The organism is Streptomyces sp. NPDC050842 (assembly GCF_044456565.1).
In the GTDB taxonomy this organism is placed as follows: Bacteria; Actinomycetota; Actinomycetes; order Streptomycetales; family Streptomycetaceae; genus Streptomyces.
The window spans coordinates 299,681-320,873 of record NZ_JBITGA010000006.1 but is presented as its reverse complement, the minus strand read 5'-3'; the positions used below and the strand labels follow the sequence as shown (position 1 = coordinate 320,873).

At 71.3% G+C, this 21,193-nt stretch carries 17 protein-coding genes; 4 read left to right on the top strand and 13 right to left on the bottom strand.

The genetic code is table 11. The features are described from left to right. Nucleotides 1-11: 11 nt before the first annotated feature. Nucleotides 12-575, bottom strand: coding sequence for an RNA polymerase sigma factor (locus ACIBG6_RS22225; RefSeq protein WP_399224269.1), 564 nt, complete (start codon nt 573-575; stop codon nt 12-14). Continuing rightward, nucleotides 565-1,923, bottom strand: a complete 1,359-nt coding sequence (locus tag ACIBG6_RS22220) for an alpha/beta fold hydrolase (protein ID WP_399224268.1) — start codon at nt 1,921-1,923, stop codon at nt 565-567. The genes ACIBG6_RS22225 and ACIBG6_RS22220 overlap by 11 nt, the downstream gene beginning before the upstream one ends. Before the next feature lie 160 nt (nt 1,924-2,083). On the opposite strand from ACIBG6_RS22220, the gene ACIBG6_RS22215 reads away from it, so the two are divergent. Then, nucleotides 2,084-2,422, top strand: coding sequence for a thioredoxin family protein (locus tag ACIBG6_RS22215; protein ID WP_399224267.1), 339 nt, complete (start codon nt 2,084-2,086; stop codon nt 2,420-2,422). 30 nt (nt 2,423-2,452) lie between these two features. Here the strand turns inward: ACIBG6_RS22215 and ACIBG6_RS22210 are convergent, their stop codons facing one another. Further along, the gene (locus tag ACIBG6_RS22210; RefSeq protein ID WP_399224266.1) at nt 2,453-3,013 is read right to left on the bottom strand and encodes a Clp protease N-terminal domain-containing protein; all 561 of its coding nucleotides are present in this window, start codon (nt 3,011-3,013) and stop codon (nt 2,453-2,455) included. Next, nucleotides 3,013-3,222, bottom strand: a complete 210-nt coding sequence (locus ACIBG6_RS22205; protein ID WP_317598173.1) for a helix-turn-helix domain-containing protein — start codon at nt 3,220-3,222, stop codon at nt 3,013-3,015. The genes ACIBG6_RS22210 and ACIBG6_RS22205 overlap by 1 nt, the downstream gene beginning before the upstream one ends. Before the next feature lie 267 nt (nt 3,223-3,489). On the opposite strand from ACIBG6_RS22205, the gene ACIBG6_RS22200 reads away from it, so the two are divergent. Both ACIBG6_RS22200 and ACIBG6_RS22195 read left to right on the top strand, forming a co-directional pair. Then, entirely contained in the window at nt 3,490-4,161 is a 672-nt protein-coding gene (locus tag ACIBG6_RS22200; RefSeq protein WP_399224265.1) for a DUF4097 family beta strand repeat-containing protein, read from the top strand. 68 nt (nt 4,162-4,229) lie between these two features. Continuing rightward, a complete protein-coding gene (locus ACIBG6_RS22195) occupies nt 4,230-5,045 on the top strand; it encodes an alpha/beta fold hydrolase (protein ID WP_399224264.1) in 816 nt (271 codons plus the stop codon). A 686-nt stretch (nt 5,046-5,731) separates the two neighbouring features. Here ACIBG6_RS22195 and ACIBG6_RS22190 read toward each other — a convergent pair. From ACIBG6_RS22190 to ACIBG6_RS22170, 5 genes are all read right to left on the bottom strand, one after another. Next, the gene (locus tag ACIBG6_RS22190; RefSeq protein ID WP_399224263.1) at nt 5,732-6,592 is read right to left on the bottom strand and encodes an FG-GAP repeat domain-containing protein; all 861 of its coding nucleotides are present in this window, start codon (nt 6,590-6,592) and stop codon (nt 5,732-5,734) included. Between the two features lie 799 nt (nt 6,593-7,391). Then, nucleotides 7,392-8,015 (bottom strand): HAD family hydrolase, encoded by a 624-nt coding sequence (locus ACIBG6_RS22185; protein ID WP_399224262.1) that lies wholly within the window; start codon nt 8,013-8,015, stop codon nt 7,392-7,394. A gap of 64 nt (nt 8,016-8,079) precedes the next feature. Continuing rightward, nucleotides 8,080-10,290 carry an FG-GAP repeat domain-containing protein gene (locus tag ACIBG6_RS22180; protein WP_399224261.1) on the bottom strand — a complete coding sequence of 737 codons (2,211 nt, stop codon included), beginning with the start codon at nt 10,288-10,290 and terminating at the stop codon, nt 8,080-8,082. Between the two features lie 56 nt (nt 10,291-10,346). Continuing rightward, nucleotides 10,347-10,601, bottom strand: coding sequence for a DUF397 domain-containing protein (locus ACIBG6_RS22175; protein WP_399224260.1), 255 nt, complete (start codon nt 10,599-10,601; stop codon nt 10,347-10,349). Beyond that, complete coding sequence (locus tag ACIBG6_RS22170; RefSeq protein ID WP_399224522.1) at nt 10,598-11,461, bottom strand: helix-turn-helix domain-containing protein; 864 nt, start codon at nt 11,459-11,461, stop codon at nt 10,598-10,600. Before ACIBG6_RS22170 ends, ACIBG6_RS22175 begins: the two co-directional genes overlap by 4 nt. A 91-nt stretch (nt 11,462-11,552) precedes the next feature. Here ACIBG6_RS22170 and ACIBG6_RS22165 point away from each other — a divergent pair, with 91 nt between their 5' ends. Next, the gene (locus ACIBG6_RS22165) at nt 11,553-11,969 is read left to right on the top strand and encodes an ATP-binding protein (protein WP_399224259.1); all 417 of its coding nucleotides are present in this window, start codon (nt 11,553-11,555) and stop codon (nt 11,967-11,969) included. Here the strand turns inward: ACIBG6_RS22165 and ACIBG6_RS22160 are convergent. The 4 genes from ACIBG6_RS22160 to ACIBG6_RS22145 all read right to left on the bottom strand — a co-directional run bounded on the left by ACIBG6_RS22160 (nt 11,966) and on the right by ACIBG6_RS22145 (nt 21,172). Continuing rightward, complete coding sequence (locus tag ACIBG6_RS22160; RefSeq protein ID WP_399224258.1) at nt 11,966-14,212, bottom strand: FG-GAP repeat domain-containing protein; 2,247 nt, start codon at nt 14,210-14,212, stop codon at nt 11,966-11,968. The two genes, ACIBG6_RS22165 and ACIBG6_RS22160, sit on opposite strands and share 4 nt — an antisense overlap. Before the next feature lie 29 nt (nt 14,213-14,241). Beyond that, a complete protein-coding gene (locus ACIBG6_RS22155) occupies nt 14,242-16,482 on the bottom strand; it encodes an FG-GAP repeat domain-containing protein (RefSeq protein ID WP_399224257.1) in 2,241 nt (746 codons plus the stop codon). A 63-nt stretch (nt 16,483-16,545) separates the two neighbouring features. Continuing rightward, complete coding sequence (locus ACIBG6_RS22150; RefSeq protein ID WP_399224256.1) at nt 16,546-18,777, bottom strand: FG-GAP repeat domain-containing protein; 2,232 nt, start codon at nt 18,775-18,777, stop codon at nt 16,546-16,548. A gap of 100 nt (nt 18,778-18,877) precedes the next feature. Further along, complete coding sequence (locus tag ACIBG6_RS22145) at nt 18,878-21,172, bottom strand: FG-GAP repeat domain-containing protein (protein ID WP_399224255.1); 2,295 nt, start codon at nt 21,170-21,172, stop codon at nt 18,878-18,880. Nucleotides 21,173-21,193: the final 21 nt, after the last annotated feature.

Here is a 21,193-nt window from a genome sequence, read left to right as displayed (position 1 = left end):
CTCGTGCCTCGTCATGAGGACCATGCCTTTCGGAAGCTCATCCGGGCCCGGTGCAGCCGGGACTTGGCGGTGCCGGCCGGGACGCCGAGCAGCGCGGCCGCGGCCTCCTCGTCCAGGCCCTCCACGTCCCGCATCACCAGGACGGCCCGGTGCTCGGGGGACAGCCGGGCCAGTACGTCGTCGATGTCCGCGGCGAGCTGCGGATCACCACGCTCGGGTACGTCGGCCAGCTCGGCGGGGTGGGCCCGCGCCGCCCGCCGGGCGATCCGTACCGCCTCCCGCACGGCGATGGCCCGCACCCACCCGTACAGCGCCTGCGGATCCTTCAGGGACCGCAGCGACCGGAACACGGCGAGCAGCGTCTCCTGGGTGGCGTCCGGGCCGTCGGTCAGGGCGATGGGGGTGCAGATCCGGGCGATGTACGGGGTGAGGTGGTCCAGGAGCTCGTGCAGCGCGAGGGTGTTCCCGGCCCGCGCCGCCCGCGCCAGAGCCACACCCCGGTCGCCCTGGTCACCCTGGTCGCCCCGGTCACGCCATTCACCCCGGTCCCCGCGGTCCTTCTGGTCAGCGGTCACGGAGGAACTCTTCCAGCAGCGGGTTCACCCGGTCCGGGCAGTCCAGGGTGAGCGCGTGCCCGCAGCCGTCCAGGACCGTCGCCTCCGCGTGGGGCAGGAGCCGCCCGAAGCGAGCGGCCTGGGCCGCGGGCAGGACCGTGTCCTGGCGCCCCCAGAGGACGAGCACCGGCTGCCGGGTCGCGGGCATCGCGGCCTCGGTCTCGCGCCAGTCCAGACCGCGCTCCAGGCGGTAGACCGAACGCCGGTTGGCGTCACGGGTGGCGGGAGCCCAGGCCGCGTCCACGAGTTCGTCGGTGATCCGGCCCTGGTTCACGAACAGCCCCCGCAGCGACGACTCGGTGGCCGACCGGCCCGCGCCGAGGCTCGTCAGCAGCTCCCCGGCGATCGGCAGTTTGAGGGCCTCCCACAGCACGGGGTCCCGTTCGTCGAGACCGGAGGGCGCGAGCAGGGCGAGCCGGCTCACCCGGTCCGGGTGGCGCTGGGCGTAGGCGAGGGCGAAGCCGCCGCTCCACGAGTTCCCGCCGAGGGCGGCCCGGGGGATGTCCATGGCGTCCAGAAAGCTGCCGATGGCCGTGGTCATGCCGTCCAGGTCCCAGGTCAGGGACCGGTCGCGGAGCTCGGTGAACCCCTGGCCGGGGAGGTCGAGGACGTACACGGTGTGCGTCCGGGAGAGCGTGGCGAGCTGCTCGCGCCAGGCGAAGGTCGACGACGCGCCGGGCGAAAGGAGCACCACCGGCGAGCCGCCCGAGCCCTGGCGGACGTAGTGGAAGCGGGCGACGGGCGTCTCGACGTACCGGCCACCGGCCGGGGCGGCGTAGCCGGTCGCCTCGGCGGGCTGCCAGGCGTACGCCGTGCCCGCGACGAGCGCGGCGAGGGCGAGCGGCAGCGCGAGTGCCTTCCGGGCCCGCGGGGCGACCAGGCGGGTGGCGGCCACCCAGCCGAAGCCTAGGCAGAGCGGCGTGTAGAGCAGCAGATTGAGCCAGTAGAAGACGGGACCGGCCCCGTCGCCGACGCCGAGCGCCCACACCAGGCCGACGAGCCCGCGGACCAGGAGCCCGGCGGCGACGGCGAAGGACACCAGCGCGGCGAGCCGCCCGGTGAACCGCCCGCCCCGGCCGTACGCGCCGGCGAGGACGGCCGCCGCGGTGCCGAAGAGCACCAGCGCCAGCGGCACCACCACGCGCGGCGCGAAGGACACGACCCCGCCGATGACGGCGAGCGACAGCGCCCGCTGGTCGGGCGCGGGCCAGGTCAGGCCGGTGGCCCAGTAGACGTGCGCGAGCCCGTCCAGGGCGAGCAGACCGGCGACCGCCTGGCCTGCCCGCTGTCGTGTGCTGATGTCGACCACGAGATTCCCCCGGAGTGTTGGTGAACAACCGACACCCTGAGGAGGAGGCAGTCAGGGAGGACGTTCCCTGTGGGCCGCGTCACATTACGGCCCCGCGCAGGCGCACGCCGCGCGCGGGGGATGATGGGGAGAAAGACGGAACACGAGGTCAGGAGCTTCCATGGCGAAGCGGATCCACCAACCCCGTGAGGACGCGGAGTTCGATTTCATCCTCAAGATGAGCGGGGTCCCGGTCCTCGCGTACTTCATCGGGACATGGCCCAAGGCGATCGAGCCCTGCCGGGCCATGGACCTCGTCGTGGGCGGCGTCGCCGATGAGTACGCGGGCCGCCTGACGGCCGTACGCACCGACATCACGCGCTGTCCGGCCGCGACCGAGCGGTACGGGATCACCGGAGCCCCGTCCTACGTCCTGCTGAAGGAGGGCGAGGCGGTGGCGCACGGCACGGGGCTCATGACCACCGCCGAGGTCCGGGAGTCCCTGGAAGGCCACCTCTGAGGTAGGTGGGTAGGTGGGTAGGTGGGTGGGTCAGGGGGCCGTCGGGCCGGCGACGGCGACGGCGGCGTCGACGGAGGCGTACGTGACGCCGTGGTCGGCCAGCGCCTCCGCGACGACACCGCCGGTCATGGTGAGCGCCAGGAGGATGTGCTCGTCGCCGATCTCCCGGTCCTTGCGCGCCAGGGCCACCCGGAGGGACTTCTCCAGCACGGTCTTTGCCTCCCGGGAGAAGGACTGACGGCCGGACCACCATCCGGAGTCCTTGCGGTCGCCGGCCAGCGCGCCCGCTCCGTGGGTCTCCTCCACCCGTGCCACGATCGCGCCGACATCGATGCCGAGGTCCGCCAGAGCCTTCTCGTCGGCCCGGGACAGCCCCGCCCGACGCCGGGCGTCGGCCAGCGCGGCGGTCAGGGACGGCCGGCGCTCCGGCGGGCACAGGCTGCGCAACGCGGCCGAGGCCCGGGTGTCCTCCCGGTCGAGCAGGGCCAGCAGCAGATGCTCCTTGGTGACGACGGTCGCGCCGTCCCGGTCCGCGTGGTCGACCGCCCCCTTCACCACGGCACGCGCCGCTTTCGTGAACCGTTCGAACATCACTGCCTCCCGTACTTCTTGTGGACGGCCTGCCGACTGACTCCCAGTTCGGTCGCGATCTCCTGCCACGACCAGCCCTGATGGCGCGCACTGCGCACTTGGACGGCTTCCAGTTGTTCCAGCAATCGCCGCAGGGCGGAGACGGCCCGCAGCCCGACCCGGGGGTCACGGTCGCCCGCTCGCGTGGCGAGATCGGTCGCATCGGTCATGGCGTCAACCTACGTTGACAGGGCCTCTCGCGTCAACCTTGATTGACAAGCGGCGCGTTCACGTTCATTTCATTGCAACGCAGGAGGAAGGATTGTTGCGTTAGACGGCATGGCCGTTGCAATGAATTCCCGCCAATGACCTGCAATGATGCGCATCCAGCGCAACGGGGGCGTTGCCGAACTGTAGAACGCAACGTAGCGTTTCTCTTGTCGGAAACGGCGCGGGCAAGGAGTCCGGGCCGGCCGCGAGAACACGAGGAGCGCATCATGCAGAAGTTCGCCACTCCCGCCGCGATCGTCACCGTCCTGGCCGTCCCGGCGGGCCGGATCCGGTTCATCGCCGCCGACCGGACGGACACCACGGTCGAGGTCCTCCCCGCGAACCCCGCCAAGAGCAACGACATCAAGGCTGCCGAGCGGGTCGCCGTCGCCTACGGCGACGGTGTGCTGCGGATCGAGGCCGCGGAGCCGAAGAGCCGGATCCTGGGCAACTCGGGTGCGGTCGAGGTCACCGTCCAGCTCCCGGCCGGCTCCCGCGTCGAGGCGACCACCGCGACCGCGGAGCTGCGGGGTGTGGGGCGCCTGGGTGACGTCACCTACGACAGCGCGCAGGGCACGGTCAAGCTCGACGAGACGGCCTCCGCCCGCCTGACCCTGCAGGCCGGGGACATCACCGTCGGCCGCCTGGGCGGCCCGGCGGAACTCCGCACCCTGAAGGGCGACATCCGTATCACCGAGGCGAAGACCGGCACGGTCACCGTCCGCACCGAGTCCGGCGACCTGGAGATCGGCGCCGCCCGCGGCGTCTCCGCGACCCTCGACGCCGGCACGACCTATGGCCGCATCACCAACACCCTGCAGAACAGCGAGGGTTCGACGGCCGGGCTGAACATCCACGCGACCACCGCCCACGGCGACATCACCGCCCGCAGCCTCTGACCACCACCCACCACCCACCACCCACCACCCACCACCCACCACCCACTCATCCGGAAAGAAGGCTCGTCATGACCGTCACCGCCCTCACCCACCCCGCCGCCTGGACCGGTACGGTCTCGGTCGACGACACCCGCCTCGCCGTGACCGACACCGGTGGCCCCGGCCGCCCCGTCGTCTACCTCAACGGCTCCTACGCCGACCAGAAGCACTGGCGGCACGTGATCGGCGAACTCGGCGGCGACTACCGCCACATCACCTACGACGAGCGGGCCCGAGGCAAGTCCGGGCTCTCCGCCGACTACACCTTCACCGCCTGCCTTCGCGACCTCGACGCCGTCCTCACCGCCCGAGGCATCGACCGCCCCATCCTTGTCGGCTGGTCCTACGGCGCGATGCTCGCGGTCCACTGGGCCGCGCAGAACCCCGACCGCGTCCACGGGGTCGTGTCCGTGGACGGCGCCATGCCCCACTCCTGGCTCGACGACGCCACCAAGACCCAGGTCCGCAAACTCTTCCGCCGCCTCAGCCCGCTCTTCCCGATCGCCCGCCGGCTTGGCATGGCGGCCCGGATGAGCGCCGAACAGCACGCCGAGATCAACATCGAGGTCAACGAACTCTGCGCACCCGCCGCGCTCGATCCGGTCTTCGACCGCATCACCGTCCCCACCCGCTACGTCCTGGCCACCGGCGGCAACCTCGGCGGCGACCCCGTCCTGATGGAAAAGATCCGCGCCGACCTCACCCCGGTCACGACCCGCAATCCGAACATCCGGATCAGCGCGAAGGTCCCCAGCAACCACTCCAAGATCCTCCGCAAGGACTACCGCGCCATCGCCGACGCCACCCGCGAAATCGCCACCGGCACCGACCGCCAGGCCGCCTGAGCGTGGCGCGGCAGACGACATCAGGAATGGCATCAGGGAACGGCGCAGGTCTCTTGGGCCCCCAGAGGTGAACGTGTCCGGCGGGCTTCTGGTGGGACCGCCCTCTTTCCGAGAGTCGCAGCTTCCACCACCGCGTCAAGGGCAAGTCGGCTCCGCCGATGGCCTACGGCCACCCTTGACCCGGCGGCGGAAGCTGCGCAACAACTCTCGGAGGGCGGTCCGGGGGCCGGGGTCACGCCAGAGCCCCGGGCATCGCTCAGGCCGCGTAAGCGGGTGACCGGCCGGTGGGTGGGGGCTGGGTTCGTAGCGGGGGTGGGTCGACCCCTCCCGGCCGGTTCGGGGTGCGCGGCCATGGAATGGGGCAGCCGGGCTCGGCTAAGCGGCGAACGCCCGTCCCTCGGCGGGGATTCAGGCCCCGCTGGTCACTCCCGGCGGGTGGAGAGCTGACTAACCCGCAGCTACTCCGGGTAACGGGCAACGAGAAAGCCTCAAGGCGGACATTCCCCCTGCACTCGGAGATCGATCCGCACCAATGACTCGCCGACTCGCCCCACCACCCTCCTGCGACGGTCGGGCATGCCAAACACGCAGCTACTCCAGGTATCAGCGGGCAGCGAAGCCGAAGGGGGGCGACCCCGGACCCGAAATGCCGGGAACGGGGCCGCCTCGCACGAAGTGCCGTACGTCTAGAGGAGGTTGAACTGCTTCATGTGGGTCCCCGCGATCTGCACCGGCGCCGTGAACGGCCGCGCCGCGTCACCCGTGCCCGAGTACCGGAGCAGCTCGCCCGTCGTCTTCCGGGCCAGCAGGTCCGCCTTGCCGTCGGCGTCGCTGTCGCCGAGGGACAGCAGCCGGTCGTAGACGTTCCACCCGCCGCCGATCTTCGTACGGCCCGCGAACGGCGCCTTGTAGTCGCCCGTGCCCTTGTAGAGCCAGAGGACGCCGGCCTTGTCGCGGGCGGTGATGTCGGCCCTGCCGTCACCGGTCAGATCGCCCTGGCCGGCCAGCTCGGTGTACTGGCCCCAGCCGCCGCCGACCCGCACGCGGGTGGTGAGGCGGCCGTCCGAGTAGCCCAGGTAGCTCCACAGCACACCGGCCCTGTCGACGCCGATCAGGTCGGCCTCCTTGGCCCCGCCGAGGTTTCCGGGCGAGAGGACCGTGCGGTAGATGTCCCAGCCCCGGCCGACGTTCTTCGGCCATTGGTACTCGCCGTCGACCCAGCCACCGAAGTCCAGCCGGCCGTCCTTGTAGAGGGTCCACGCGCCGTGGCCGTACCCTTCTCCGTTGTCGTTGAAGACGGGGATGCGGTCGGCGAGGTCCGAGTGGTCGACCCCGTCGGGCCCGCCCGTGGCGAGGAGCGGGCCCTGGCGGTACCACTGCCACATCTCGTGGGTCTGCTTGTGGATGGCGAACAGGTTGAAGGCGGGCACCGCCACCGGGTCGGCGGCCGGCGCGGCGATGGCGGAGCCCGCGCCGGTGGCGGTCGCCACCGCGACGGCGGTGGCGACGAGCGCCGTCCTCAGCCCGGGCCTGCGTCGTTCGAACATGATCGGGTTCCCCCTGCGTCGGTTTCGTTCTCACCCTTCCGACCGGCGAAAGCCCCCCAGGGTTGTCCGAAACCACGCGCCTTTTTTCTCTTCCCGACCGTCAGATCGTCAGCACGATCCGGCCGGGCCGCTCGATGAGATCCGTCATGCACGGCTCAACGAATGATCACGCCATAAGAAGCGACGTCCAACCCGCAGCTACTCCGGGTAACAAGTAGCGAGAAAGCCTCAAGGCGGACATTCACCCCTCCCTCGGAGATCGATCCGCACCAATGTCTCGCCCCACCACTTTCCTGGGACGGTCGGGCATGCCAAGCGCGCAGCTGATCCAGGTATCAGGGGGCAGCGAAGTCGCAAGAGGGCATGACGATCAACTGGGCGGTTTCGGTGTGGAGTTCGCCCAGCGGTCGGGATGCTCACCGCCCACCGGCAGCGACCAGCGGGGCTTGAAGCCCCACCGCCCGCCGGCCGTGACCCGCTAAGCGCCGCCCAACTGCCCCATTCAACAACCGCGCACCCCGAACCGGCCCGCCAGGTGCCCACCCGCCCCCGCTACGAACCCAGCCCCCACCCACCGACCTGACAGGCGCTCTCCGACCCCCGACACTGCCCGGCCCCCGGCGACCCCGGCCCCCGGACCGCCCTCCGAGAGTTTTTGCGCAGCTTCCGTCGCCGGGTCAAGGGTGGGCGCAGCCCATCGCGCAGCGACGCCGAAGGCGCCCTTGACGCGGTGGCGGAAGCTGCGACTGTCGGAAAGAGGGCGGTCCCACCAGAAGCCCACGAAGCAGGCCCACCCCTGCTAGCTCAGAGCGGCCAGGATGTGCGGGCCCGCCTCCGTGAGCGTGTCGAAGTGGCGGTGGGCGCCCTTCACCGGCTCCGGTCCGTTGACCGACCAGACCGTCATCCCGGCTGCGAGCCCGGAACGTACGCCCGACGGGGCGTCCTCGATGACCAGGCACTCTGCCGGGTCTGCGCCCAGCTTCTCGGCTGCGAGCAGATACGGGACGGGGGACGGCTTCCCCTCCGCCACCGAGGCCGCGTCCACGATCAGCCCGGGCAGCGGCAGCCCGGTCCGCTCGAAGCGTCCGCGCACCCGGTGCTCGTAGTTCGACGTGACCAGCGCCCACCGGTCCGCCGGAAGGCCGGCGAGCAGCTCGGCCGCGCCGTCGAAGGCCGTGTACGTGCCCGTACGGACGTCCTCGTCCTCCAGCTCGTGCAGCAGGGCGAGGCACTCGTCCGGATCGTGCTCCGGAGCGACGGCCGCGAAGGTCTCGACGGGCCGCGTCCGCAGGGCCACGGCGTACACCTCGTCCCCGTCGAGCCCGTACCGCGCGGCCCACTGGTGCCACATGCGGCGCTGGTTGGCGACGGCGTCCATGAGGGTGCCGTCGACGTCGAAGAGAACGAAGTTTCGGGAGGTCACGCCCCGGATGCTACGAGGAGCGGTCCGAGGCGCGACCGGCTGGTACGGCCCTAAGGAGCGACCGTCACGACACCGACGTGAACTTGGTTCCCTCGCCCGCGTACAGCGAGGTCGTCGTCTTCGTGAACGGCGCCGACCACGACCCCGTCCCGAGGAACACGTGCGTCCCCGCCGACCCGTACGCGACGAGGTCGGGCCGACCGTCGTTGTTCGTGTCGCCGGCGCCCACGAGCTGGCTGTAACCGCCCCAGCCCGTACCGATCTTGGTCCGGGCCGCGAACGTACCGTCGCCCTTCCCGAGGTACAGCCACAGCACGCCCGCCGCGTCCCGGGCGACGAGGTCGCCGGCGACGCCCCCGGCGATGTTCCCGACGGCGGTCAGCTGGTTGTAGGCGCCCCAGCCGGACCCGACCTTGACGCGGGCGCCGTAGGGCGTCGTCGTGCTCCCCGTGCCCTTGTAGAACCACAGCAGGCCGGACGCGTCGGTGGCGACGAGGTCGGCCTTGCCGTCACCGTTCAGGTCGGAACCGGCGGCGAGCTTGTTGTAGACGCCCCAGCCCGGGCCGACCCTGACCCGGGTCCCGAACGTGCCGTCGCCCTTGCCGGGGTAGTTCCACAGCACACCGGCCGTGTCCCGCCCGAGGACGTCACCGACGGCGGAGCCGCCGTTGTTCCCGGCCGCCTCGATCAGGTTGTACGTGTTCCACCCCGTACCGATCCGCACGCGCGGCTTCGCCGGCGTCACCTGACCGCCCACCGGCCAGTCGAGCAGGTCGTCCCGCCACAGCACGCCCGACGCGTCCCGCGCGAGCAGGTCGGCCGAACCGTTGTCGCTGTAGTCGTGCGGGTTGGCCTTCCGGACCACCTTGAAGGCGCCCGACGCGTATCCCGGGTACCCGATGCCGTTGGCCGGCGTGAGGGTGACGTTCCAGGTGTAGTCGCCGTTCGGGGCGCTGAACCCGTCCGAGGTCAGCCCGTCCCACGTGAGCCGCGCGGGCGCGGCAGGCCGGGTGAGGCGCTTCGTGAACGTCTTCCCGGTCACGGTGTGCCGCAGGGTGACGTCCATGTTCACGTTGTACCGGGAGAGCTGCCACTCCATGGCGAACTGACCGCCGTTGCGGTCGAGGTCCGCCACGAGGGGGACCGTGTTGCCGGTGACGGCCGGCGAGGTGGACGCGCCGGGGGTGCCCGCGATCCGCGAGGCCGTCGGGTAGCCGTCCCCCGTGATCTTGAACAGCCCTTCCCCGTCGGTCGACTTCCCGCCTTGGACGTAGATGCTTCCGTCGGGCGCGGTCGACGTGGACGTGAAGTGGTCGAGCAGCGGCATCGTCTCGCCGGTGAGGACGTTCTGCGCGGTCAGCGCGTGCAGCGGGTTGGCCGTCGGGGCCGTGAGCCCGCCCGGCACGCCGTACAGCACCCAGTCGCCGGAGAACCCGACCACGACACCCTTGGAGCCGGCGCCCAGCGAGATGCGCTTGAAGGGCTCGTACTCGCTCCGCTTCTCGATCGCCACCCTGGCGGCGCCGTCCACGTACTCCGTCCACGCGAGGTACGACGGGCTGATCGCGGTCGTGACCGTGGCCGGGTCGAAGGGCAAGAGGGCCCGCTCCGCCTTCATGAAACCGCCGCTGAGGTCCGCCAGCGCGCGGCGGTACAGCGGTCCGGTGCTGGCGTCCTGCGTGTAGACGACGACCACGTCGGTCAGGGAGTGCGACAGGACCTTGTAGTCACGGCCACGGCCGAAGGGCGTGATCTTCTCCTGCTGCTGCACGCCGTTCACTCGGGTGAGCCGGTAGAGGTCCTCGCCCTCGTACGTCGGGTTCGGCACACTCAGGTAGAGCGTCGAACCGGCCGCCCCGGCGACCTTGTAGTCCGTCCCGAGCCCGACCGGCTCCACGTAGGTCGAGACCCCGTTCGCGCTCATGTCCCGCAGGATGAAGCGGTACCCGTCGCGGGTGACGATCGTGTCCGAACGGCTCTGGTACGCGACCGATGACGGAACCGGCCACGTGACGCCGTCGTCGAAATACGTCCACGTCAGCGCGGACCCGCCCGCGCCGTCGTCCTTCGAGGTGAGGAATCCGGCGGTCCCTGCGCTGACGAGCTTCTCGCCCGCCGGGAACGTGATGTCCTGCGCGTCCAGCGGCGCGGCCGGGGCGGCGACGGCGGCCACCGCTGCGGGCGCGGTGACGAGCGTCCCGCCGACGGCGGAGACGGCGAGCACGGCGGTGACGGCCACGGCGAGCCGACGGCCGCGTATGTGCGCGTGATTCATGATGCGTATCCCCCCAGGGATGCGGGCCCGGTGTCACTCAACACCGCGCCCGCTCCTCATGATTGCTTAGGAATCGCAGCGTACGAGACGAACGCGGACCACGTCGCGGGGGATACGGCGAGCTGGGGGCCGTGGGGGACCTTGGAGTCGCGGAGGTGGATGGTGGTGGGGTGCGCGGCGACTTCGATGCAGTTGCCGCCTTCGGAGCTGCTGTAGCTGGACTTGCGCCAGTCGTAGGCGATCTCGACGCAGTTGCCGCCCTCGGAGTCGCTATAGCTGCTCTTGAACCAGGCCAGATCCGTGGTGTTCATCGTTCTCCCAGCAGTTTCTCGAGCCATGTCAGGGACTCGTGTTGCGTGAGCGCCTGCGACCGGATGATGCCATAGCGCTCGGTGTACTGACGGACCTCGTCCGGGTCGGTGATCAGCCGGGCGTGCCCGTAGATCTCGGTGTACGCCGTCTCCCGTCGCCCCTTGGGCGTAAGCAGGGTGAACGCGCCGTCCAAGTAAGGGTGTTGCGGCTGATCCAGGGGCATGATCTGGAAGTCGACCGTCCGCCGTCGGGCGACGCTCAAGATGCGTCGTAGCTGCTCTCGGTGGACCTCGGGTCCGCCGAACGGACGGAGCAGGACGGCCGCCTCCAGCACGAAGCTGATCGTCGGTGCGGGCCACTTGTCGAGCAATACCTGACGGGAGATCCGGTCGGCCACCCGCTTCTCGACGGTCGCCTCGTCCAGCATGGGCCGGCGGTCCCTGAAGAGGGACAGTGCGTAAGCCGGCGTCTGCAGGATGCCCGGTACGGCCTGCACCTCGTAGTAGTGCAGCGCCACGGCCTCCGCCTCAGCCCGCGCGAAGTCCTGGAACCAGTCCGGGTGCCGCACCCGCGCCTTCGACAATGCCTCCCGTACGTCGTCCACCGCCGCCGCCAGCACCCCGCCCGCGTTCAGCACGGGGTCCGCCCGGATCAGGAAGTCCGGCTGGGGAATCCGTACGCCCCGCTCGATCGCCGAGATCAAGTCCTCGCTGCAATGGGCGATATCGCTCAGTTCCGCCTGGCTCAGGCCCGCGTTCTTCCGCAGCACCTTGATGATCTTTCCGAGCGCACGAAACAAGTGCGCCGTACCGTCCGCTTCGGAGGGCCGTTCCGGCCGCTCCTCCTCGTTCCCCGACATCCGTACCGCCTTCTTGGCGCGCCCGTACAGTGACTCAGCGTCGTCGCGTCGCTGCTGTTCAGCGTAGGGCGCGCCCACCAGGCTCTGGGTCATGAAGTCCGAAACCACCACCCCAACCGGTGAGTTCACGCTCCGGCTCTCGGCCACGCGCCGGGGCGCACGTCTGGCCCGGCTACTCGCCGTGCAGCAGCTCCGCGACTGGGGCGTGACCGGCTCCGCCGCCGAGGCGGCCGAACTGGTCGTCGCCGAGCTCGCCAGCAACGCCGCCCTCCACGGCCGGGTGCCGGGGAGGGACTTCGAGGTGCGGATGGAGCGCGGCGACGACCACGTACGGATCGAACTCTCCGACGCGCGCGGCGAGCGCCGCCCGTTACCGTCCGAACCGTCCGGGCAGCCCGACGAGGGCGGCTACGGGCTGCTGCTCGTAGCCGCCCTCGCCACCGCCTGGGGCGTGCGGAACCGCTGCGTCGGGAAGACGGTCTGGGCGACTGTCTTGCTGACCTCTTAGAACACGGTCGCGTTCCAGTCGAACCTGCTGTAGTTGTAAATGGAGTGGCGGGGCTCGAACGGCGTGCGCCAATCGCCCGTGCCCTTGTAGTAGTAGGTCGCGCCGTTGTCGTTCGCCAGTAGGTCGGCGTGGCCGTCCCGGTCGACATCGCCGAAGCCGGTGAGCCCTTCGTACGTGCTCCAGCCGCCGCCGATCCTGGTGCGGGCGGCGAAGGTGCCGTCGCCCTTGCCGAGGTAGAGCCAGAGGACGCCGTTCTCGTCGCGGGCGACGAGGTCCCCGGCCGGGCCGCCACCGATGTTCCCGGTGGCGGTCAGGTGGTTGTAGACGCCCCAGCCGCCGCCGACCTTCACGCGGGTGGCGAAGGGCGCCGCGGTCGAGCCGGTGCCCTGGTAAAGCCAGAGAACTCCTGAGGTGTCGCCGGCGAGGAGGTCCGAGCGGCCGTCACCGGTCAGGTCGCTGCTGCCGGTGATCCGGTTGTAGGCGCCCCAGCCGCCGCCCACCCTCGCGCGGGGCGCGAGGGCGTGGCCCGTGCCCTGGTAGAGCCAGAGGACGCCGCTCTTGTCGCGGGCGACGACGTCGGCGTGCGGGGAGCCGGCGACGTTGCCGGGGGAGTCGAGCCGGTCGTAGGTGTTCCACCCGCCGCCGAGAGATTTGGGGGGCTCGGCTGTCCATGACCCCAGCGGGTGGCTCGTGTTGGAGAGGGACAGCTCCCCTGAGGAGTTCCGGACGAGCAGGTCAGGGGTGCCGTTGTCGTTGAAGTCGTGCGGGACGGCTTTCCGGACGATTTTGAAGGTGCCGGTCTTCTCCAGCGCCGGGCCGACACCGCCGGCGGGCTCCGCGGTAAGACGCCAGGTGTATTCGCCGTTGGGAGCAGGAACGGTGTACACGGCGGGAATGCTGACGTTGTGTGATTCGAACGCGCCCTTCCAGCTGAAGCCGACGGTGCCCCCTCCGTAGTGGGAGACACCGGTCCGCCACGTCTTCCGGGTCGCGGTGTGCACCAGCTCGACGCGCACGCTCGTCGACTGCCTGCTGAGTGTCCATCTCAGCGGGACCGGGGTGGTGACACGGTCGAAGTCGATCGTGCCGGGGACGGTGTGGCTCACCAGCTCCAGCGTGGTCGGCTCGCCGGTGCTCGCCACGAGGGTGACGACCGGCCGGGCGCCGGGGGCGCCGGGCGAGACCTGGTAGAGGCCCTCGCCCCGGTCGAGCGTCCCACCTCGTGCGATCAGGGTCGCGTCGGCGCCGGGGGTGGAGCTCATGGTGTGTTCCAGGAGCTTGACCGTCTCTCCGGTCGCCAGGGAGCGGGCGTACAGCGCGCGCCGGGCGTTCGGGAGTGAGGTCGTGGAGCCTCCGAACTGCCTGTACGTCAGCCAGTCGCCCACCAGCTGGATGGTGACGCTCTCCTTGACGCCCAGGTCGTGACGAACGGTCTCACCGGTGTCCCGTCGGGTCACCGCAACCCTCACGGTGGAGTCGGCGGGCTGCTCCAGCCAGGCGATGTGGGTGGCCGACAGGGAGGTGCCTCCCAGCGGGACGTCGGGGGTCTCGTACTCCTCGACGACCGTACGGGCCGCGAGGTCCACCACGGCCGCGCGGCTCCGCTTCACCCCGTCCACGGTGCCCGAGTACCGGACCACGGCGCTGTCGGGCGAGTCCACGTTGACGCTGATGATCTCGGCGTCCGCAGGGAGGCCGGTCACCGTGTGGTCGACGAGGGCGCCGTCCGGCTTGCCGATGACGTGGAGGTCGGTGCCGCCGGTCGCGTTGGCCTTCTTCATGACGAGGTCGGTGCCGGCGTAGGCCGCGAGGCTGTAGCCGTCGCCGAGAGGCGTGACGTCGATCTCCGACGGGTCGGCCCCCGTGCCCATGTCCTGCAGCCGGAAGACGCCGTTCCCGAGGTCCTGCGTCACGGTGTCCGTGCGCCTGGCCGTCCTGTAGGCCGTGCCGGGCAGGGCGGTCGTGACACCGTCCTCGTACCGCGTCCACCGGTACGTGAGCTGGGAGTCGCCGCTCTGGGCACTCAGGAAACCGGTCGGGCCGGAGCCGACCACCGCGGCGTCGGGAGGGAACGGGGCGACACCGTCCTCCTGCGGCGACAGCCCGGCGTCAGCCGTCACCGCCCCCGTCGTCGCCATGTGCCCCGGCGCGGCCCCCGCCGTCCCGCCCGCCGTGACGGCGAGGGCGACGGCGACGGCGGCGGCGGCGACGAGCCGGTACCGGGTGGTGCTCGTGCGGTTCAAGGCTCTGCTTCCTCGATTCTCTGCGGGGGTCAGAACAACGTCGGGTACGGGCGGGAGACCTCCGCCGGGATGGGGTTGGGCGACTGGCCGCTGAAGGGCTTCCGCCAGTCGCCCGTGCCGTAGTGGACGACGAGTTCGTCGGTGCCGGTCCGGCTGCCTCCGGCGACGAGGTCGGGCCGGCCGTCGCGGTCCGTGTCGCCGAGCGCGACGATGTCGTCGTAGACGCCCCAGCCGCCGCCGATCCGGGTGCGGGCGGCGAAGCTGCCGTCGCCCTTGCCGAGGTAGAGCCAGAGGACCCCGGCGGTGTCGCGTGCGACGAGGTCGCCTGCGGGGCCGCCGCCGATGTTCCCGGTGGCAACGATCTTGTTGTAGACGCCCCAGCCGCCGCCGACCTTGGTGCGCGCGGCGAAGGGGGCGGTCGCGGAGCCGGTGCCCTTGTAGAGCCACAGGGCGCCGGCCTTGTCGGTGGCGAGGAGGTCGGAGCGGCTGTCGCCGGTGAGGTCGCTGCCGGCGGTCAGCTGGTCGTAGCCGCCCCAGCCGCCGCCGATCCGGGTACGGGTGGCGAAGGGGACGGTGGTCTTACCGGTGCCCGCGTAGAACCACAGCACGCCCGTCCTGTCCCGGCCGATCAGGTCGGAGTGCTGGGCGCCGCCGAGGTCTCCAGGCGTGACGATCCGGTCGTAGGTGTCCCAGCCGGCTCCGACGTTCACCTTCTCCAGCGGGCCGTTGTTGCCGACCTCGAACGTCTGGCGGGCGTCGTAGAGGAAGAGACGGCCGCCTTGGCGGAAGATCAGGTCCGGAGAGCTGCTGTCCGAGAAGGCGTGCGGCGCCTGCTTCCCGACGACCTTGAGCGTGCCCGTCTTCTCGATCGATGGGCTGAGGCCGTTCCCGGACTCCGCCTTCATCCGCCAGGTGTAGTCGCCGTTGTACGCGGCCGAGTGGTCGTCGAACACGCCGGTCCACCTCATGACGGCCCGCCCGGCCTGGTCCAGGGTGGCCCAGAGGTTCTTGCGCTTCCCGGACGCGGTGTGTTCCAGCTCGATGCTCACGATCGCGTTGCTGCCGGTGAACTGCCACATCAGCCGGGGGTCGGAGCTCGCCATGCTGAAGTCGATGCGCTCGGGGACGGACTGGTCGGCCAGCGCGAGCAAGAGGGAACGACCAGTGCTCGCCACGAGGGTAGCGGCCGGGGTGCCGTCCGGGCCGACGGCGATCCGGTAGAGGCCCTCGCCCTGCTCGATCGTGGCGCCCTGTACCAGCAGGCCGCCGTCCGTGTCGCCGCGGATGTCGGTCACGGTGTCGAGGAGCGTGGTCGTCCGCCCGTCGGTCAGGGAACGGGCCGTCAGGGCGTGGAGGGGATTGGGGCGGATGGCCCTCGTCCCCTCGGTCACGGTGTACGTCACCCAGTCGTCGCCCAGGAGCCCGACCGCGAGCGGGGCACCCGACCCGATGGGGACGCGGGTGGTCCCGTCCTGACCCCGCCGGGCCACCTGGAGGGTCGCGGGGGAGGAGGAGCCGAGACTCTCGGCCCAGGCCAGGTGTGTGGCAGAGGTGCTCACCCTGGATGTGATGGTGTCTGCCGAGAAGGGCCGGTCTTCCACGGTCGTGGCCGTGGCGACGTCCACCAGGGCCACGCGCCGGGTCCACGTCCCGGCCGCCCTGTAGCGGACGACCAGGGTGTCGGGCGAGGACAGGTCGTACGAGCGGTTGACGGAGGTCGCGGGCACCCCGGTGACCTTGCGGTCCACGAGGGTGCCGGCGGGCTTGCCGACGAGGTGGACGTCGGAGCCGCCGCCTGCCCGCGGGACCTCCATGACGAGGTTCGAGCCGACCAGCCGCACGAACGCGGCGCCCGCGCCCAGGTAGCCGGCGTCGATCACCACGGGGTCGGCGCCGGTGGCCATGTCGTACAGCTTGTACGTGGTCCCCTCTACCTTCACGACCACGTCCGACCGGACACTTCCGACGTACCTGCCCTTGGGCAGGATGGTGGTGACTCCGTCCTCGTACCGCGTCCAGCGGTACACGTCCCCGATGTCGTCGCTGTCGCGGTGACGGGTCAGGAAGCCCGAGACGCCGTTGCCGATGACGGTGGAGTCGGGCAGCAGCGCGGCGGCGTCCTCCTGCGCCGTCGTGCCGGCGGCCGCGCTCGTAACCGCCTCGGCGGCCGCCGGCGCCGGCGACGCGGCGAGCGTGCCCACGGTGGCGGCGAGCGCGACGGCGATGGCGGCGGCCGGCCGGCGTCGGGGTCTCGTGCTTGCTGGGGACACGGCGGTGCCCTCCCTCGGGTGTCAGAAGTCGGGTGTCAGAGGTCGGATGGCAGAAGTCGGAGGTCAGAAGACCGAGTTGAACCGGTCGGGGCCGGAGTGGATGTCCGAGGCGATGCCCCCCTTGAAGGGGCGCGTCGCGATGCCGGTCCCCGGGTAGAGCCGGGATCCGTACGGCCCGGCCGCGTAGAGGTCCGCCCGGCCGTCGTGGTCGGCGTCGCCGATGCCGACGAGGTCGGTGTACTCGCCCCACCCGCCGCCGATCCTCACGCGGGTCGTGAACGCGCCCCGGCCGTTGCCCTGGTACAGCCAGAGGACACCGGCCGTGTCGCGCGCGACGAGGTCGCCCGCCGCCGTGCCCGCGAGGTTGCCGGTGGCCGTGATCTGGTTGTACCCGCCCCAGCCGCCGCCGACCCTGACGCGGCCCGCGAAGGGGGCGGTCGCTCTGCCGGTGCCCTTGTAGAACCAGAGGACACCGGACGTGTCGGTGGCGAGGAGGTCCGAGCGGCCGTCGCCGTTCAGGTCGGAGCCGCCGGTGAGCTTGGAGTACGCGTTCCAGCCGGCGCCGATCCTCGCGCGGGTGGCGAAACCGCCGTTGCCGTTGCCCTGGTAGAGCCACAGGACGCCCGAGGCGTCACGGGCCACGAGGTCCGGGGCCGCCGAACCCGCCAGGTTGCCGACGGCCTCCAGCCGGTTGTAGATCTGCCAGCCCGGGCCGACCGCGTAGCGTCCGGACGAGGTGACGTCGCCCGCGTCCGTCGTCGCCGTGTCGTCCCGCCACAGCTTGCCCGAGGCGTCCCGCGCCAGGATGTCCGGGCTCGTGTTGGACGTGAGGTCGTGGAGGCCGGCCTTCCGGACGACCTTGAGCGTGCCGGTCTTCTTGAGGTCCGGGCCGATCCCGTTGTCCGGGGTGGCGTTCAGCTCCCAGGTGTAGTCGCCGGCCGGGGCGTAGCCGCCGTTCTGGCCGATGGTGCCGTTCCAGCCGATGGTGAACCTGCCGTCGACCGGCGGGTTCACGTACGAGTTGACCGTGAACGAGGTCGTCTGGCCCGTCGCCTTGTGCCGCAGTGTCACCTTGCCGTCGAAGGCGTTGCGGGACAGGGTCCAGCTGAGCTTCGCCGAACCGCTGTCGGGGGCGCCGAGGTCGACGGGGGCGGGGATCTCCGTCTTGCGGAGGACGAGCGCCGTGGACTCTCCGGTGCTCGCGACGAGCGTGGCGGACGGCTTGCCGGTGGCCGGGTTCAGCGCGATCCGGTAGACGCCCTCGCCGTGGGCGACCGTGCCGCCCCGGACGAGCAGGGTGCCGTCGGGCGCGGAGACCGTGGAGGTGGCGTGGTCGAGCAGCGTGACCTTGGCGGCGGGGTTGCGGGAGTCGACGGCGGTCAGCGGGTTGTACCGGGACCGGCGGTCGTTCTCGTAGCCGACCCGCAGGGCGTACGTCACCCAGGGGCCGACGAGGCCGATGTGCATGCTCGCGAAGTTCCAGCCCTCGTCGACGAGGGTGACGAGGTCCTTGGCCGGGGCCGCGTCGGCTCCCCCGCGTGCGGCGAAGCGGAGCCGGAGGCCCTCGACCCAGGCGAAGGAGGAGGCGTCGGCGGCGCTGTCGTCCGCGCTCGCCGGGCGCTCCTCGACGACCTGCGCGGTGGTGACGTCCACGACGGCGAGGCGTGGGGTCCACGGGTGGGGGCCGGCCACGTACTGGACGAGGGCGGTCGTCGGCGAGACGGCCTCGGCCCAGTCGATCCGGGTGTCGGCGGGGAGGCCCGTCACCACGCGTTCGGAGTCGGCGCCGACGCCCTCGCTCTTGAGCCGGAGCTGGCCCTTCGCCCCGTCGAAGGTGGAGAGGAGCAGCGTCCGGCCGACGACCCCACGCAGGCGCGTCCCGGGGGTGCTCCCCTCGATGACGGCGGTCGGGCCGCCCGGCACGGACATGTCCCGGAGCAGGTACTGGCCGGTCGTGGACTCGGTGACGACGGTGTCGGAGTGGCCCACGAAGTAGTCGTCCTGCTTGGGCAGGGTCGTGGTCGTGCGGTCGACGGTGCTCGTCCAGCGGTGGACGGGGATGCCGTCCTGGTACTCGACCGTCAGGAATCCGGAGGGCCCGGAGCCCACGATCCGGTGCGCCTGGGGTATCGCGATCGCGCCGTCGAGGGGCGCCGCAGGGGCCTGGACGGCCATGGGCGCGGCGGCGGTCGCTGGGGTGGTCGCCAGGGCCGTACCGGCGGTGATCGTGAGGACGGCGGTCACGGCGGTGGCGAGGTGACGGTGACGGCGGCGGGCGGACGGACGGTTCTGCACGGTGGATTCCCCCCAAAACAACCGGGCGTGGCGAGTGCCACGCCCGGTTGGACTCGTGATCGGGATCAGTGGTTGTACGACTTCGGGCGCTTGTTCGGACTCAGGCGATCAGGCTGATGCCGCTCGCGCCGCCCACGTACAGGGGCAGACCGGTGCGGCCGCCGATCGGTGCCGAGAGGTTGCCCGTGCCCGGGTAGACGAACGTTCCGCCCGTGCCGTGCGCGAGGAGGTCGGCGCGGCCGTCGCCGTTGATGTCGCCGGCGCCGACGAGGTGGGGGTACGCACCCCAGCCGCCGCCGATCCGTACGCGGCTGCCGAGGGCGGTGCCGCCCGTGCCCGGGTACAGCCAGAGGACGCCGCCCGTGTCGCGGGCGAGGAGGTCGCCGTGCGTGGTGCCGGCGATGTCGCCGACGGCGGTGATCTGGTTCATGGTTCCCCAGCCGCCGCCGACCCGCGTCCGACTGCCGTAGGGGGTACGCCAGTTGCCCGTGCCCTTGTAGAGCCAGAGGACGCCGGTGGTGTCGGTGGCGAAGAGGTCGGACCAGCCGTCGCCGTTGACGTCACTGCCGCCGGCGATCTTGTTGTACGCGTTCCAGCCGGGGCCGATCTTGGTGCGGGGCGCGAAGGTGCCGTCGCCCTTGCCGAGGTACAGCCAGAGGTTGCCGTCCTTGTCCTTGGCGACGACATCGCTCACGGAGGCGCCGGCGACGTTGCCCACGGCCTCGATGTGGCTGTAGACGCCCCAGCCGGAGCCGAGCAGCGTGTGTGTGGACGTGGGGACGCCGTCCTGCGGCGTCCTGCTGTTGATGTCGTCGCGCCAGACCCGGCCGGCGGAGTCCCGGGAGAGGAAGTCCGGGGTGCCGTTGTCGGAGTAGTCGTGCGCGGCCGCCTTGCGGACCACCTTGAGGGCGCCGGTCTTCTTCACCTCGGGGCCGATGCCGCTGCGCGGCTTGACGCGGAGCTCCCAGGTGTAGTCGCCGTTGTAGGCGTCGATGGAGGAGGAGACGAGCCTGCCCGACCAGTCGACGGTGGCCTTGTTGTCCGGGTTGGCCGTCGCGTTGTCGGTCCAGACGGAGATCTGCTCGGTCTTGCCGGTGCGGGTGTGCTTCAGCGTGAACGTGCCGTCCACGTTCGCCTGGGTCAGGGTCCAGCTGAACCTCGCCCCCTGGCTCTTGTCGAGGTCGACCACGGTCGGGGCGGCGTCCTGGGAGACGATCCCGAGCGCCGTCGGCGTGTTCGCGGTCGCGACCGTGGTGACGGTCGGTGCGCCGCCCGTCGCGTTCGCCGAGACCTTGTAGACGCCCTCGCCCGAGCCCGCGCCCTCGGTGAGGCTGCCGCCGCGCACGACGAGGTTGCCGTCGGTGTCCGAGACCGCGGTGACGACGTGGTCGAGGAGCTTGACCGGCGTCCCGCCGCCGAGGGGGCGGGCGACCAGCGGGTAGTGCGGCGACGGGCCGTTGGACTGGTAGCCGCCGACGCTGGTGTAGGTCACCCAGTCGCCCAGGAGGCCTGTGCGCATCACCTCACTGGCGCCGACGATGCCCAGGTTGGTGGTGGTGGTCGCGCCGCCGCCGCGCGGGGCGGTGTGGAGGAGGGCGACGCGCTTCCCGCCGAGCGGTCCGTCGGGGTAGTCGTACTCGATCCAGGACCAGTGGGTCGCGGAGAGCGCGACGTCGCCGAACTCCAGCGAGCCCGCCGGGCGCGTCTCCAGGACCTCGCCGGTCTCGGTGTCCACGGCGGCCAGGTGGTAGCGGAGGGTTGCGCCGCTGCCCGTCTCGTACACGATGACGGCCGTGCCGGGCGTCGTGAGGACGACCTTGGTCACCTTGGCGTTGCTCGGGATGCCGGGTACGGGGATGGGGGGCGTCGGGTACCTGCTCCCTCGGAGGATCTCGACTCGCACCGCGGTGGTGTAGCGGTCCTCGGTGACGGTCACGAGCGCCGAGCCGATGGCCCCGCGCGAGGAGGTGCCGTTGTTCATCGTGGCGCCGCCCACGGTGGTGCCCGAGTTGGCCATGTCGTACATCGTGTACGAGAGCGAACCGGGCGAGGTGCCCCAGACCATGTCCGAACCCTGTCCGAAGAAGCCGGTGTTCGGAATGGCCAGGGGGGTGGTGGAGCCGTCGGCGTACTTCGTCCAGAAGTAGTCGGTCCTCAAGGGGTCGTAGTGCCGGACCGTGCTGAGGAAGCCGGTCGTCCCGGCGCTGGTGACCCGCGCGTTCTGCGGGATCGTGCCGATCGCCTCGGCCGTCTGTCCGACTGCCGGGCCGGGGCCGGGGACGGGGACGGGGGCGGCCGTGGCCGGGGTGGCGGCGAGTGCCGTGCCGGCCGTCAGCGCCAGGACGGCGGTGACGGCGGCGGCGAGGTGACGTCGGGGAGTACGCGAGTGAGACAAAGGATCGTTTCCTCTGTAATC